Source organism: Cellulosimicrobium sp. 4261 (assembly GCF_040546915.1).
Taxonomy (GTDB): Bacteria; Actinomycetota; Actinomycetes; order Actinomycetales; family Cellulomonadaceae; genus Cellulosimicrobium; species Cellulosimicrobium cinnabarinum.
The window spans coordinates 35,466-49,144 of record NZ_JBEPOQ010000007.1; the positions used below are offsets into that span (position 1 = coordinate 35,466).

Below are 13,679 nucleotides of genomic sequence, written 5' to 3' on the forward strand. Positions count from 1 at the left end.
GGCCCGGCGGTAGCATCCCCGGGGCCGCGCGCACCCTGCCACGACCCGCCGGACCCGGCGCGACTGCCGCACCCGCCACCACGACGCACGAGGAGCCCTCATGGCCACGGTCGACTACTTCCTCTCCGGTGACCCGGAGGTCGCCAAGCAGCACCTGCACGCCGCGCTCCAGGAGCAGGGCTTCACGGTGACCACGCGCCCCACGGGCCAGTGGGCCGCCGAGCGCGGCAGCAAGCAGAAGACGTTCTGGCTCGGCGCGTTCGCCGGCAAGGCCCAGCACCTCGTCTTCACGGTCGACTTCATGGTCCACGGCGACCAGCTCGTCGCGCGCATCGACCGCCCGACCGGGCACGGCGCGATGGCCGGCGCCGTCGGCGTCGCGCGCTCGAACAAGGCGTTCGGCGAGGTCGACCAGGCGATCGGCACGCGCCTCACGCAGCACGGCATCCTCGCGAACGTCGTGCACGCCTGAGAAGCGCAGGTCGCCGATCACGAGCCTCCTCGCGGTCGAGCACGAGGTCGGTGGCGCCATCACGCCGATAACGACGTCAACCCCGTGCTCGGCGCAGGGGGTGCGACGCACGAAGGCCCGGATCCCCTCACGGGGGTCCGGGCCTTCGTGCTGCTGACCGGGCCGGCGACGGCCGGTCAGCGGGACGTCACTTGGCGACGGCCTTCTTGAGCAGGCTGCCGGCGCTGATCTTCACGCCGTAACCGGCCGGGATCGAGATCTCCTCGCCCGTACGGGGGTTGCGGCCCGTGCGGGCGGCACGCTCGACGCGCTCGACGGACAGGAGGCCCGTGACCTTGACGGCCTCGCCGTTGCCCAGCGACTCGATGAGCACCTCCTGGAAGGCGTTGAGAGCCTTCTCGGCGTCCGCCTTCGACAGGTCGGCCTTGCTGGCGATGGCCGAGACGAGCTCGGACTTGTTGAGCGACATGCGAATCCCTTCTTCGGTTCACGACGCGCGGTGGTCACCACCCGTCGTCACGGTCTCAGTGTGCCAGCCGCGGGGCCGTGCACCGGGGACAACACTAGGGAACACGCGGAGTTTCGCGCGACTTCTCGCGGCTCTCGTCGTCGCGTGTCCTCGCTCAGCCGTCCTCGTGCTCGTGGTCGTGACCCTCGTGCTCGTCGTGCGCGGGCTCGTCGTGACCGTGGTGGCCGTCCTCGTGGGCGTGCTCGTCGGCCTCGTGGCCCCCCGCGGCGGCCGGCTTCCCGGTGACGCCGTTGAGCTCGTTCGGGACGACGTCGAGCTCCGCGCTCTTCCACACCTCGCCGCCCACGTAGTCGACCGCGTGGATCGCACGACCGGCCGGGTCCGTGACGTAGGCGATGCCGTCCTGGACGAACAGGGCCGGCCGCGGCTCCTGCCACTCCTCGGGCTCCTCCCACGCGTCGACGACGGGGACGGACCGCACGACCGTGCCCGACTCCGGGTCGATGACGTGCAGCGCCCCGTCGGTGCCGAGCACGAGCGCCTCGCCCGCGTCGCCCCGCCCGAGCGAGCGGAACGTGTAGCTCGCGGGCAGGTCGACGAGGCGCAGGCTCGCGTCGCGCGTGTCCACGAGGGAGACGCGTGTGGGCCGCTCGAGCTCCGCGTCGGGGTCGGACTTGTAGTCGCCGAGCACGACGGGCGACGCCTCGCTGCCTGCCTGGTTGCCGATGCGCCCGTAGGCGTCCGGGGCCGCGACCTTGGTGATCGCGCCTCCCGCGACGACGAGCACGCCGTCCTCGCAGCCGATGACGACGGCCTCGTCCGCGGCGACGGCCTCGCCGTGCACGCCGGGGCACTGGTCGTTCGCCGCGACCTCGGCGCCCGCGGCGTCGAGGAGGCGGACGCCGGTGCGCGCGTCCTCGGTGCCCTCGGAGACGACGAGCGCGCCGTCGGACAGCTCGACCGCGACGCCGTGGTGCGCTGCGGGGGTCGTCAGGGTGCGCGCGTCGTCGATGCCGTGCGGGTCGGCCACCGTGGCCGAGTCGAGCACGGTGATCTCGCCCGTGCCGTCGTCGAACAGCGCGGTGCGGCCGTCGTGCACGACGACGTGCCCCGGCTTCTCGGCCGCGTACGTCACGTCCGTGAGGACCGGGTCCGCCGTGTAGTAGTGCGCGTGGTCGCCGTGCGGCTCGGCCCACGTCCCGGCGTCGAGCACCTGGAACCCGCCGGACGTCGAGACGAGCAGGTGCCGCCCGTCGCCCGCGGGGTTGAGGCGGTTGAAGCCGTCGAGCTCGAGGTCGTCGACGACCTCGAGCGTCGTCGCGTCGAGGACCTGGACGCCGCCGTCGTAGGTGATCGCGAGGCGGGGGGTGAGCGCCGCGGCCTCGCTCACGTCGGACGTGGCCGACGGCGCGGGCTCGGCCGCGTCGCCCTGCTCGCCCTCGGCGCCCGCGCCCTGCGCGCACGCCGCGACGAGCGTGAGCGGGAGGGCGAGGCCGAGCGCGAGGGCGAGCGGGCGGCGTCGGGCACGGGCGCCGGGAGGGGCCGTCACCCGGGCGGGATCGGCAGCGGCGTCGGTCGGGTCGGGTGCGGTGTGGTGCATGCGTGGTCGGCCGCCCGGACACCCGGGCGGCCGCTCCTCTCCGGTGGTGGTGGTGCGCAGGTCAGCCCTGACGGGCCTTCCAGCGCGGGTTGGCCTTGTTGAGGACGAAGGTCTTGCCGTGCCGGCGCACGACCTTCGCCCCGGGCTTGTCCTTGAGCGAGCGGAGCGAGGCGCGGACCTTCATCGCGCGCTCCCGCCCTGCGCGCCGCCGCGGGCGCCGTAGCGCTGGCGGAACTTCTCCACGCGCCCGGCGGTGTCCACGACGCGCTGCGTGCCCGTGTAGAACGGGTGGCTCGCGCTCGAGATCTCGACGTCGACGACGGGGTAGGTGTTCCCGTCCGTCCACGTCACGGTCTCGCGCGGGACGCCCGGGCCTTGCGGGTGGTCGCCTGCGAGGGTCGAGCGGGTCAGGAACGAGAGGTCGGCGGACTTGTCGCGGTAGACGACGGGCCCGTAGACGGGGTGGATGTCCTTCTTCATGGTGGTTCTCCTCGCTGGGCCGGTGACGGGTGGGGGGCCGCCGCGCTGGGCGGCCGCCGTCACCAGCTCGACTTCGTGACTCCGGGCAGCTCGCCGCGGTGCGCCTGCTCGCGCAGGCGGACGCGGGAGAGCCCGAACTTCCTCAGGTAGCCGCGCGGGCGGCCGTCGACGACGTCGCGGTTCCGCACGCGCGTGGTGCTCGCGTCGCGGGGCTGGCGCTGGAGCTCGCGCACCGCGGCCGCCGTCTCCTCGGGCGAGGACGACGGCGACGCGACGACGCGCTTCAGCTCGGCGCGGCGCTCGGCGTAGCGGGCGACGACGGCCGCCCGCTGGTCGTTGCGCGCGATCTTCGACCGCTTCGCCATCAGCGCTCCTCGCGGAAGTCGACGTGGCGGCGGACGACGGGGTCGAACTTGCGCAGGACCATGCGGTCGGGGTCGTTGCGGCGGTTCTTGCGGGTCACGTAGGTGAACCCGGTGCCCGCCGTGGACCGGAGCTTGATCACGGGACGGAGGTCGGTGCGGGTAGCCATCAGAGCTTCTCCCCTCGGGCGAGGATCCGCGCCACGACGGCGTCGATCCCCTGGCGGTCGATGGTCTTGATGCCCCGGGCGCTGACGCGCAGGGTCACGTGGCGACCCAGCGACGGCACCCAGTAGCGCTTCTTCTGGACGTTCGGGTCGAAGCGACGCTTGGTCCGCACGTGGGAGTGCGAGATCGCGTGGCCGAACCCGGGAGCGGTGCCGAGCACCTGGCAGACGGCGGACATGGCGGTTCCTCTCGGGGTCGGTCGGGGCGACGGGGACGACATTAGATAGTGAGAATCATTCCCGTCAAGACGCTATGCTGACCCGCTGTCGAGAACAGTTCTCAGGAGCAGGTTGTTCCCGGGTCGGCCGAACGAACCGCCCGGGACGCCCCAGACCACGGATCGGAGCGCTTCATGCCCCTCTCGTCACGCCCCTCGCCGGAACCGTCGCCCGACGACACCCGCGTCGCGCTGAGCGTCCTCGCGACGATCGACCCCGTGCTGCGCGACAGCGCGGTGTTCGGGCTCGTCGTCGGGGCGCCGCGCGTCGTCGCGCTCCGCCACGACATCCGGGCCGCCGAGGGCGCGCTGCGCCGGGTCGTCGTCGACGCGACCGGCGTCGTCGAGGACGAGGTCGTGCCGCTCGAGCACGCGTGCCTGTCGTGCGCGGTCCGGGAGGACGCCGTCCCGACCCTGCGCCGGCTCGCCGAGGACGGGCGCTGGGACCACGTGGTGCTCGCCCTGCCCGTGGCCGCCGAGTCGCTGCCCGTGGTCCGCGCGCTCGCCGCGCAGACCGCCCCCGGCGCCGAGCTCGAGCGGCTGCGCCTCGCGACCGCGCTCGCCGTCGCCGACGTGGACACGCTCGAGCACGACCTGCTCGACGACGACCTCGTCTCCGAGCGCGGCGTGGGGCTCACCGAGGACGACCAGCGGGCCGTCGGCGAGGTGCTCGCCGCGCAGCTCGAGCACGCCGACCTCGTCGTGACGACCGGGGACCCCGTCGCCGCCACCACCGGGTCGGGGCTCGTCGACCGGCTGCGTGGCGTCGGGACGCGTCGCATCGACGGCCTCCACGCGCTCGCCGCCGCCGACCTCGCTGGGCGCACGCACGACGCCGGAGCCGGCGAGCGCCGGGCGCACCCGCTCGGCGTGCGGGGCCCGCTCCCCCGGCACGCCCGCCGCACGGGCGACCGGAGCTGGACGGTCGAGCTGCGCTCGGCGCGCCCCTTCGACCCCGAGCGGCTGCTGCGCCGCATCGAGGACCTGGGTACGGGGCGGGTCCGGTCGCGCGGGGTGTTCCACGTCGCGAACCGCCCCGACTCGCTGTGCGCGTGGGACGGCGCGGGCGGCCAGCTCTGCATCGGCACGCTCGGCACGTGGGACGACGCGACCACGGCCGAGGGGCGGCCCGTCGAGCCGCACACGCGCGTGGTGGTGGTCGGCGCGACGCCGCCGGACGGCGATCCCGGCGACGGCGTGCGCGAACGGGTCCTCGACGCGTTCCGCGACGTGCTCGCGACGCCGGACGAGCTGGCCGACGGCGGGCTGCGCTGGCTCGGGCGCACCGACGTCCTCGCGCCCTGGCTCGGCGCGCGCACGGACGCCGCCTGAGGTCGGGGCCGCTGCCGCCGGGACGCGAGGGCGGGCCGGAAGGACGGAAGCTCTTGAAGACGGGAGAACCGGTGGCGATCCGCCGCGAGAGCTCCCCCCAGCGAAGCTCTCGTCGCGGACCGCCACCGGTCCAGGTGTGTCGCCACGTGACCCGTCGTGGCGACGTCCCCCACCAGTGCAAGAGCACCGGGGTGCCCGTTCGTGACGCGCGTTGCCAGTGATGTGGATCACAGTACGACCGGAAGCGCACCGGCGCGCGCCGACGTGACCCGCCTCACCTGCGAGTTCGCGTCATGGCCCGTGCCCGGGCGAGTCCTCTCGTGCGGACCTCCTGGACGCGCGCCCAGATCGCCGGGCGCGCGCTCGACCACCGAACGAAGGACGCACTGGTGCACCACGGCACGCGACGGCTCGGCACACGACGGCACGACAGGCGACGACACACCTGGCGACGGCTGTGGGCGGCGGCCCTCGCGGTCACGCTCGCCGCGCCCCTCGCCCTCGCCGGGGCCGCGACCGCCACGGCGGCGGACGGCGACCCGCAGTACCTCGAGGTCAGCAAGCGGGTCGACCACAAGACCCTGTCCCCCGGCGACGTCTTCACGTACAGCGTCGGGGTCACGTGCTCCGAGACGACGTGCGTCGACGCCCTCCTCACCGACGCGCTCCCCGCAGAGCTCGCGGGCTACGAGCTCCAGGCCGTGCGCACCACGACCGGTCCCGTGCACGACGTGTCGTGGACCGAGGCCGGCCAGCCCGTGAGCCAGCCCGCCGTCGTCGGCGCCGCGACCGCCGTCCACGTCGCGTTCCGCGACGAGACCCCCGCGGGCGTCGGCCTCACGCCGGGGGCGACGTTCACCCTGACCCTGACGCTCCAGGTGCCCGACGACGCCCGGCCCGGTGAGACGGACATCGTCAACACCGCCACGACCACCGCGGCGAACTCCGCGCCGGACAGCGCGAGCGCGACCGTGCACCTCAGCGTCCCCGTCGAGACGGGCGTCGACCTCGCGAAGTCCTGGGCCCCGGCGGCACGGACCTTCGAGGCGGGCGCGCCGTCGACGGTCACGCTCACGGCGACCAACACGTCGAACGTGCCGGTGGGCACGCTCGTCGTCACCGAGCCGCAGGCGTCGACCGACGGCGCGGGCGCGCTCGACCCGACCAACCCGTTCACGCTCACCGACCTCACGGCGCTCGCCGCCGACCCGCTGCCCGAGGGCGCGACGAGCGTCCAGGTCGACGCCTACGTGCGCTCCGACGCGGGCTCGTGGTCCTGGGTCACGGGCACCCCCGCCCCCGGCGCAGCGCTCCCCACCGGTGTGGACCCGACCGCCGTCGGCGGCCTCCGGCTGACCTACGCCGGCGAGATCGTCCCCGGGGCGACCGCCACGGCGCGCCTCGACCTCACGCAGCGTGCGACGGACCGGGACGGTGCCGACCTGTCGGCCGCGCCCCACGTCGTCGACAACGTCGCGACGGCCACCGCGACCGCCGAGGGCCGTGACCCCGTGACGGACACCGCGACGGCCCAGCACCGCGTCACGCCCGCGACCGTCGGCGTCGACGTCGTCAAGGACATCACCCCCGACCGCATCTCCGCGGGCGAGACGGCCACGGCCACCATCACGGCGACGAGCACGTCCGACGTCCCCGTCCGCTCCCTCACCGTCACCGACCGCGACTACTTCACCGACGGCGTCGTGCTCGGCGGCTTCAGCACGTTCTCCTGGCCCGAGGGCGCCGAGTCCGCCGACCTCGAGCTCCACCGCGCGGACGGCTCCACCACGACCGTCACCCTGGCGCCCGGCGAGACGCCCGACGTCCCGGACACCGACGTGACCGGCTTCTCGGTGACGTTCACCGGGGCGATCGTGCCGCGCGCCGCCGCGACTCTCGTCCTCGACGTCGTCACGACGGAGGACGCCGCGGGCGACGCCGTCTCGCGCGCCACCCGGAACACCGCGAGCGCCGAGGTCGCCGCCCCGAACGGGCAGACCGCGACCGACGAGGCGAGCGACACGCTCGAGCTCGTCCGGCCCGCGCTCGACGCGACGCTCGACAAGACGGTCCGGCCGGGCACCGCCGTCGAGCCGGGCGCGCGCGTCGTCGCCGGCCTCGCCGCGCGGGTCGTCGGGACCTCCGAGCACGTCAGCCCTCGGACGTTCGTCGTGGAGGACGCGTGGGCCGGCGGCGCCGGTGAGTTCTGGGACGCGTTCGACCTGTCGGGCGTCGCGCCGACGCAGGTCCCGACCGGTGCGTCGCTGACCGTGGAGGCGATCGGCTCTGACGGCTCCGCACTGCGCGTGGCGGCGTTCCCCGCGCAGGACGGACCCTTCGTCGCCGAGGTCACGGCGGACGATCTGGCTGCGGCGCTCCCCGCGGGCGTCTCCCCGTCGGACCTCACGGGCGTCCGGTTCGTGCTCGAGTCGGCCACGGGCCTGCCCGTCGACACGAGCTTCACGCCGTACGTCGTCACGCAGGCGCGCGGCACGCTGCGCTCCGGCGGTGACGTGACCGCGCGGCCCGACGAGCCGACCGCGTTCGTGAACACGGCGACGGTGCGGGCCGAGGGCGTGACCCGCGGCGGCACCACGCTCACCGACGACGCCGAGGACACGGCGACGGCGCGCGTCGTCACCCGCGAGGGCACCGGCGCCGTCGGGATCGACAAGTCCTGGCTGCAGAGCACGGTCCCGTCCCAGTCGGGCGAGCAGCGCAGCACCGCGCTGGACTGGCGCGTCCGCGAGGGCTTCTCGTCGGTGACGATCAGCGACCCGGCGGGAGACCCCGCCGACGTCGCCGGCACCGTCTTCGACGCGTTCGACCTGGTGCGCGTCGCGCCGGTCGACGCGAGCGACGTGCCCTTCAGCACCGGCTGGTACCTGCGCTACGACACCGTGACCGGGGTCGAGCTCTTCGTCGACGGCACGTGGACCGCCGTCGCGCCCCCGGCCGGGGGCTGGGTGCAGGACGGCCGGTTCGTCGGCCACACCCTGACCGGCGAGCAGCGCGCCGCGGCCACCGGCGTGCGGCTCGTCCTCGCGGAGGACGTCGCCGCGCGCGAGGCCGCCCGGCGACCGGGCGCCGGGTTCGACCCGTACGCGCCGCTGCCCGGCACGGGCGTCGCCACGAGCAGCAGCGACCGCCGCTTCGTGCTCGACTGGCAGGTGCGCTCCACGACCCGCTCGACCGGTGCCTGGGTGACCCAGGAGAGCGCCCTCGACGGCGACCGCCCGGGCAGCGTCGTCAACACGGCGGGCGTCGAGGCGGTCCCTGCCGCGGGCGGCGACCCCGTCCGCGACACCGACTCCGCGACCATCTCGCTCGTCGACCACGCCCCCGGCGTCGCGGTGACGAAGTCCGTGACCCCGACGCAGCCCGTCCACGTCCCCCGCGAGGACTCGGACGCGCCGCAGCCGACGGCGACGTTCACGATCCAGGCGCGCAGCACGTCCGTCTCGCGCGCGTCCTTCGTCCGCATCACCGACCCCGCCGCGTGCTCCGAGACCGCGAGCGGCGTGGCGGGCTGCGAGGTGCCCGGCACGGCCGAGGCCGCCGTCGGCGACCCGTTCACGGCCGACGTGGACTGGCTGGCGCCCGACGGCGCGGCCAGCGCGTTCGACCGCTACGACGTCACCGGCGTGCGTGTGGACGCGAGCCTCGCGCACGAGGTCGACCTCGCGCAGAGCGTCGCGTGGGTCCTGCACCGCACCGCGGACGGCGAGCACTCCAGCGAGCGCACGACGGTCGCCGACCTCGTGACGTGGGGGCCCGAGCGCCTCGCCGACGTCGTCGGCGTGAGCGTGACGTTCCAGGGCTCCGACCCCGCGCTCAGCGGCGGGACCATCTCCGCGGCGAACCGCCTCACGCTCACCCTGGACACGGTCCTGCGCACGCACGTGCGCAGCACGGGCGAGCCGATCGCGCTGCGGGCGGGGCAGACCACCGAGGTCCCGAACCGCGCGTTCGCGCAGTCGTCCGACCCGGTGCTCGCGCCGGGCACGTCCACGGGCGACCTCGACGACGTGCGGGTCGTGCTCACAGGCGGCGACATCGACGTGGCGCCGACGAAGTCCGTGTCCCCCGCGTCGCTCACCGAGCCGTCGCGCCGCACGCCGGTGACCGTCACGCTCGGCGCCGCCTCCAGCACCCGGCCCGTGAGCTCGCTCGCGCCGGCCGAGGTCTGGCTGCGCGACGACGTCGCGTCGTCCCCGGAGTTCTGGGACACGTTCACCTTCACCGGGCTCGGTGCGCTCACCGCACCGCACGGCGCCGACCGCGTGGCGGTCGACGTCTACGGGCCGTTCGGCACGGACGGCGCGCTCGCCTGGGCGGAGGGCGCCCCGACGGCCGTCGACGCACCGGTGCTGCCCGTGGCGGCCGACGCCTACCCCGACGTGCAGGGCGTGCGCATCGCCTTCTCGCGCGCCGACGGCGGCTTCTTCAGCCCGGACGTCCCCGCACCGGCCTGGGACGCGCGGGCCGCGTTCACGGTCGTGCTGCGCGACGCCTCCCGGTCCACGGGCGACCCGGTCGTCCTGGACGGCTCCGTGGACAACACCGTGACGGTGCGCAGCGAGCGCCCGGACGGCGAGACGTCCCCGGAGCGCAGCACGAGCGCGACCGTCTCCCTCTCCCCGGGCACGCACGAGATCGCGGTCCGCAAGGTCGCCAACGAGGGGAGCCGGACGGTCTCGGTCGGCGCTGCCGTCCCGTGGGACCTGTCGTTCACCAACACGGGCACGGGCTACCTCACGCTCACCGAGCTGCGCGACACCCTGCCCACCACGCTCGTGCACCCGGGCGATCCGGCGCCGTCGTACGCGACGTCCGAGGGCGGGCTGCTGTCCACGGACGTCGTCCTCGCCGTCGACGGCCGGGACCTGGTCCTCACCTGGCCCGAGGACGGCCGCGTCATGGCGCCGGGCGAGACGTTCCGCGTGCGGCTGTTCCTCGAGCTCCAGCCGGGGCTCGCCTCCGGCGAGCGCGCGACGAACCAGATGACCGTGCGGACCGACGAGCCGCTCGAGACCTGCACGGGCCTCGACGGTGCCGCGACGACCCCGGCCTGGGGCAGCGACCCGCGCACGTGCGGGACGACGGACTTCGTCGCCCCCGTCGACGGGCCGAACCTCTACAGCGTCAAGGGCGTGCGGGGCGCGGTGGACGGCGCGACGAACCCGTCCGCCCCGGCCACCGCGTGCCGTCCGACGCTCGAGGCGGCCGGCGGCGCCTGGTACCGCACGCCGTGCGTCGCGAACAGCGTCGTCGGCGGGACGGACGACTGGCTCCTGCACGTCGTCAACGTGGGCACGACCCCCGTGGAGGAGATGGTCCTGTTCGAGCAGCTCCCCACCGCGGGCGACCGCATGCTCCTGACCGGCGCGACGCGCGGGTCGACCTACCGCCCCGTCCTCACCGGCGTGCCGGAGCTCGCGGCGCCGGACGGCACGACGGCCGTCGTCGAGGTGACGACGAGCCCGGACGTGTGCGCGGGCACGTGGCGCGACCTCACGACGCAGGCGGTGTGCGAGCAGAACGGCGAGGTGTGGGCCGCGGCCGACGACGCGACCGACTGGTCGGCCGTGACGGGCCTGCGCGTCTCGCTCGACTTCCGCACGACCGCGGCCGGGCGCCTCGACAGCGGTGGGGCCGTCGACGTCACCTACTCGACGGTCAACCGCATGGCGTCCGACGTGACGCCGGGCGGGGTCGCACCCATCGCCCCGTCGGGCCCGGACGTCGCGTGGAACCAGTTCGGCGTCAAGTGGCGCTACACGGGCGAGACGACGTTCGAGCGGTTCGCGCCGAGCCAGGTCGGCGTCGCGCTCCCGACGGGCGCCCTCCGCGTCGACAAGCAGGTCACCGGCGACGCCGCGGGCTACGCGCCCGGCGCCTACCCGGTCGACGTCGTGTGCACCGTCGACGGTGTGACGCTCGACCTCGGTGACGCGGCACGGCTCTCCCTGACCGTCGAGGGCGGGCTCACGGCCCGCGTCGACGGCCTGCCGGTGGGGACGGAGTGCGTCGTGTCCGAGGGCGGGACCCTCGGCGAGCACGGCGAGACGACGCGCACCGGTTCGCCGGCGACCGTCGCGGTCGACGTCGCGGCGTCCCCGGAGGCCGACGTGCCGGCCACCCAGGTCGTCACGGTCGGCAACGACTACGCGTTCTCGGGCCTGTCCGTCACCAAGCAGGTCGACACCGAGGCCACGCAGGAGGAGCTGGGGCCGTTCGACTTCACGCTCGTCTGCACGGCGGCCACCGGCGCGCCCGTCACGTTCGACGCCGCCGGCTCGACCGAGCTGCGGTTCACGATCGGCGCCGGGGAGACGTTCACCGCACCCGAGGGCACGATCCCGGCACGCGCCACGTGCGTCGTCACGGAGACGACCACGGACGCGCCGCAGCGCGTCGTCGTCACGGGCGACGGCGTGACCGACCACGGGGCCGGCAGCGCGGACGTGCTCGTCGGCACGACCCCGGCGGAGGTCGTCGTCCATAACGGGTACGACGCGGGCGTCGTCCGCGTGACCAAGGAGGTCGACGGGGCGGGCGCCGCCGCGTACGGGGCCGGGCCGTTCGGGTTCGACGTCGTCTGCACGCGGGACGGCCGCACCGTGCTGGAGGAGTCGTTCGACCTCGACGCGGGCGGCAGCCGGACGTTCGGGACGTTCGTCGTCGGGACGGAGTGCGTCGTCGAGGAGACGACGGCGGGCGGGGCGACGCGCTCGGCGCTCGCCCCGGCCGACGGGCGGGTCGTCGTGGACGGCACCGCCGAGGCGGGGACGGTGTCGGAGGCCGTCGTCACGGCGACCAACACGTTCGACGTCGCGGACCTCGAGGTCGTCAAGACGGTCGAGGGTGCGGGCGCCGAGCTCTGGGGAGCCGGACCGTTCGAGGCGCAGGCCGTGTGCACGTGGGACGTGGACGGCGAGACGCGCACGCTGGCGCTCCCGGCCGACGGTCGCCTCGCCCTCACGGCCGACGGCGGCTACCGCGCCGCCGTGCGCGACCTGCCCGTCGGGGCAGGGTGCGTCGTGACCGAGACGCGCACGGGCGGGGCCACCGCCACCGCCACCAGCGCGGACGGCGCCGTCGTGGTCGGGGGCGAGGAGCCCGCCGTCGTGACCCTGACGAACACGTTCGACGTGGCGTCGCTGGACGTGACCAAGCGGGTCGAGGGCGCGGCCGACGCGCCGGGCGCCGAGGGGCCGTTCACGGTCCGCCTGCTCTGCACGCGCGAGGTCGACGGCGAGGCGGTCGCCCTCGACGTGCCCGGGGGCGGCGTGCGCCACCTCGGCGCGGACGAGACGGTCACGTACGCCGACCTCCCGCTCGACGCGGCGTGCACCGTCGAGGAGTCGGCGACCGGCGGCGCCGCCGCCACGCAGGTCGCGGTGACGGCGCCGGGCGAGCCGGGGACGACGGTCGACGGCACGACGGCGGACCTCACGGTCCGGCCGGGTGCGGCGGTCGTCGTGACGAACACGTTCGACGCACCTGCCGGGACGCCCGGCGGCACGACGGACGGCACCGGGACCGGGCTGGCGACGACGGGCGCGCGCCTCGGCGCGGTGGCCGCGCTCGCGCTGCTCCTCGCCCTCGGCGGCGCGGCGCTCGTGCTCGCGCGACGGCGCAGGGGCCCCGTCGCCTGACGCGGCCGCTCGGCCCCGGACCGCCTCGCGGTCCGGGGCCGAGCCGTCTCCTGCTCCGTCGCCGCCCCGCGCTCGACGGGGGACATCGCCGAGAACGTGGCGCTCTACCACGGGCGGATGGGTACCGAGCAAAGAACTGCCGTGCGGTAGGTTTCTACGCGGGTTATCACTGGTAGTCTGCAGAGTATGAGTGCTACGACCACCACGTTGAAGGTCCGGGTGAGCACCCGAGACAAGTTGCGGGAGTACGCCGCCGGCCAGGCGGTCACGCTTGACGTCGCGATCGACCGCCTGCTGGCGGAGCACGCCGAGCGTGAGTTCTGGGCGGCGATGGCCAAGCTCTCCCCCGGCGAGTACCAGGCCCAGATGCAGGCCGAGGGCCAGTGGCCGTCGGACGACGACTACGGGTTGGAGGACACCATGGCTCAGCCGCAGCCGCCGGCGCAGCCCGTGCCGGCACCTCTGTCCGAGGACGAGTGATGACCTCTTCTCTCCCGCGTCCCGACCAGATCACCCAGGGCCAGATCGTCTGGCTGAGCATGGACCCGACCCGGGGCCGTGAGCAGGCCAAGCACCGCCCGCACCTGGTGCTGTCCCTGCCCCCGACTCACCGCGCGACGCACATCCTGACCGGCGTGCCCCTGACGTCCACCCACCGCGGGTGGCCGATGCACGTGCAGTGGTCCCCCGGCTCGTTCGCGATGTGCGAGCAGGTGCGCTCGTTCGCCTACGAGCGCATCACCAAGGTGGAGCCCGACGTCCACGACGTGTCCGCGATCCTGCGGACCGTGGACATGCTGTGGGGTCGCGGCACGCCGTGACGACGTGACCTGACCGAGCGGGCCAGGGCAGCGCCGT

At 74.9% G+C, this 13,679-nt stretch carries 12 protein-coding genes; 5 read left to right on the forward strand and 7 right to left on the reverse strand.

Features of this window, described 5'->3' with window-relative positions:
- Nucleotides 1-100: 100 nt before the first annotated feature.
- Nucleotides 101-472: a hypothetical protein gene (locus ABIE39_RS10940; RefSeq protein WP_021482679.1), complete on the forward strand. Its 372-nt coding sequence runs from the start codon at nucleotides 101-103 to the stop codon at nucleotides 470-472.
- A gap of 187 nt (nucleotides 473-659) precedes the next feature.
- Here the strand turns inward: ABIE39_RS10940 and ABIE39_RS10945 are convergent, their stop codons facing one another.
- The 7 genes from ABIE39_RS10945 to rpmB all read right to left on the reverse strand — a co-directional run bounded on the left by ABIE39_RS10945 (nucleotide 660) and on the right by rpmB (nucleotide 3,789).
- Nucleotides 660-941, reverse strand: a complete 282-nt coding sequence (locus ABIE39_RS10945) for an HU family DNA-binding protein (protein WP_086149447.1) — start codon at nucleotides 939-941, stop codon at nucleotides 660-662.
- 154 nt (nucleotides 942-1,095) lie between these two features.
- The gene (gene aztD / locus ABIE39_RS10950; RefSeq protein ID WP_354051728.1) at nucleotides 1,096-2,541 is read right to left on the reverse strand and encodes a zinc metallochaperone AztD; all 1,446 of its coding nucleotides are present in this window, start codon (nucleotides 2,539-2,541) and stop codon (nucleotides 1,096-1,098) included.
- 61 nt (nucleotides 2,542-2,602) lie between these two features.
- Complete coding sequence (gene ykgO, locus ABIE39_RS10955; RefSeq protein WP_021483271.1) at nucleotides 2,603-2,725, reverse strand: type B 50S ribosomal protein L36; 123 nt, start codon at nucleotides 2,723-2,725, stop codon at nucleotides 2,603-2,605.
- Entirely contained in the window at nucleotides 2,722-3,021 is a 300-nt protein-coding gene (locus ABIE39_RS10960) for a type B 50S ribosomal protein L31 (RefSeq protein WP_175008790.1), read from the reverse strand. The genes ykgO and ABIE39_RS10960 overlap by 4 nt, the downstream gene beginning before the upstream one ends.
- A 59-nt stretch (nucleotides 3,022-3,080) precedes the next feature.
- Nucleotides 3,081-3,386, reverse strand: a complete 306-nt coding sequence (rpsN, locus tag ABIE39_RS10965; RefSeq protein ID WP_175008791.1) for a 30S ribosomal protein S14 — start codon at nucleotides 3,384-3,386, stop codon at nucleotides 3,081-3,083.
- Nucleotides 3,386-3,553 carry a 50S ribosomal protein L33 gene (rpmG, locus tag ABIE39_RS10970; RefSeq protein ID WP_021483268.1) on the reverse strand — a complete coding sequence of 56 codons (168 nt, stop codon included), beginning with the start codon at nucleotides 3,551-3,553 and terminating at the stop codon, nucleotides 3,386-3,388. Before rpmG ends, rpsN begins: the two co-directional genes overlap by 1 nt.
- Complete coding sequence (gene rpmB, locus ABIE39_RS10975) at nucleotides 3,553-3,789, reverse strand: 50S ribosomal protein L28 (protein WP_175008792.1); 237 nt, start codon at nucleotides 3,787-3,789, stop codon at nucleotides 3,553-3,555. The genes rpmG and rpmB overlap by 1 nt, the downstream gene beginning before the upstream one ends.
- 174 nt (nucleotides 3,790-3,963) lie before the next feature.
- Between rpmB and ABIE39_RS10980 the strand changes: the two genes are divergently transcribed.
- The 4 genes from ABIE39_RS10980 (at nucleotide 3,964) to ABIE39_RS10995 (ending at nucleotide 13,642) form a co-directional block, all read left to right on the forward strand.
- Nucleotides 3,964-5,160: a GTP-binding protein gene (locus ABIE39_RS10980; protein WP_354051732.1), complete on the forward strand. Its 1,197-nt coding sequence runs from the start codon at nucleotides 3,964-3,966 to the stop codon at nucleotides 5,158-5,160.
- 389 nt (nucleotides 5,161-5,549) lie between these two features.
- Nucleotides 5,550-12,821, forward strand: a complete 7,272-nt coding sequence (locus ABIE39_RS10985) for a DUF5979 domain-containing protein (RefSeq protein WP_354051734.1) — start codon at nucleotides 5,550-5,552, stop codon at nucleotides 12,819-12,821.
- A gap of 219 nt (nucleotides 12,822-13,040) precedes the next feature.
- Complete coding sequence (locus tag ABIE39_RS10990) at nucleotides 13,041-13,301, forward strand: hypothetical protein (protein WP_209827945.1); 261 nt, start codon at nucleotides 13,041-13,043, stop codon at nucleotides 13,299-13,301.
- On the forward strand, nucleotides 13,301-13,642 hold the full coding sequence (locus tag ABIE39_RS10995; protein ID WP_209827943.1) for a type II toxin-antitoxin system PemK/MazF family toxin: 342 nt from the start codon (nucleotides 13,301-13,303) through the stop codon (nucleotides 13,640-13,642). The genes ABIE39_RS10990 and ABIE39_RS10995 overlap by 1 nt, the downstream gene beginning before the upstream one ends.
- The last annotated feature ends 37 nt before the right edge of the window (nucleotides 13,643-13,679 follow it).

Excerpts from the sequence above, each read along its gene's own strand:
- ABIE39_RS10940 (WP_021482679.1), top strand. The coding sequence starts at position 101 with ATGGCCACGGTCGACTACTTCCTCTCCGGTGACCCGGAGGTCGCCAAG.
- ABIE39_RS10945 (WP_086149447.1), bottom strand. The coding sequence starts at position 941 with ATGTCGCTCAACAAGTCCGAGCTCGTCTCGGCCATCGCCAGCAAGGCC.
- aztD (WP_354051728.1), bottom strand. The coding sequence starts at position 2,541 with ATGCACCACACCGCACCCGACCCGACCGACGCCGCTGCCGATCCCGCC.
- ykgO (WP_021483271.1), bottom strand. The coding sequence starts at position 2,725 with ATGAAGGTCCGCGCCTCGCTCCGCTCGCTCAAGGACAAGCCCGGGGCG.
- ABIE39_RS10960 (WP_175008790.1), bottom strand. The coding sequence starts at position 3,021 with ATGAAGAAGGACATCCACCCCGTCTACGGGCCCGTCGTCTACCGCGAC.
- rpsN (WP_175008791.1), bottom strand. The coding sequence starts at position 3,386 with ATGGCGAAGCGGTCGAAGATCGCGCGCAACGACCAGCGGGCGGCCGTC.
- rpmG (WP_021483268.1), bottom strand. The coding sequence starts at position 3,553 with ATGGCTACCCGCACCGACCTCCGTCCCGTGATCAAGCTCCGGTCCACG.
- rpmB (WP_175008792.1), bottom strand. The coding sequence starts at position 3,789 with ATGTCCGCCGTCTGCCAGGTGCTCGGCACCGCTCCCGGGTTCGGCCAC.
- ABIE39_RS10980 (WP_354051732.1), top strand. The coding sequence starts at position 3,964 with ATGCCCCTCTCGTCACGCCCCTCGCCGGAACCGTCGCCCGACGACACC.
- ABIE39_RS10995 (WP_209827943.1), top strand. The coding sequence starts at position 13,301 with ATGACCTCTTCTCTCCCGCGTCCCGACCAGATCACCCAGGGCCAGATC.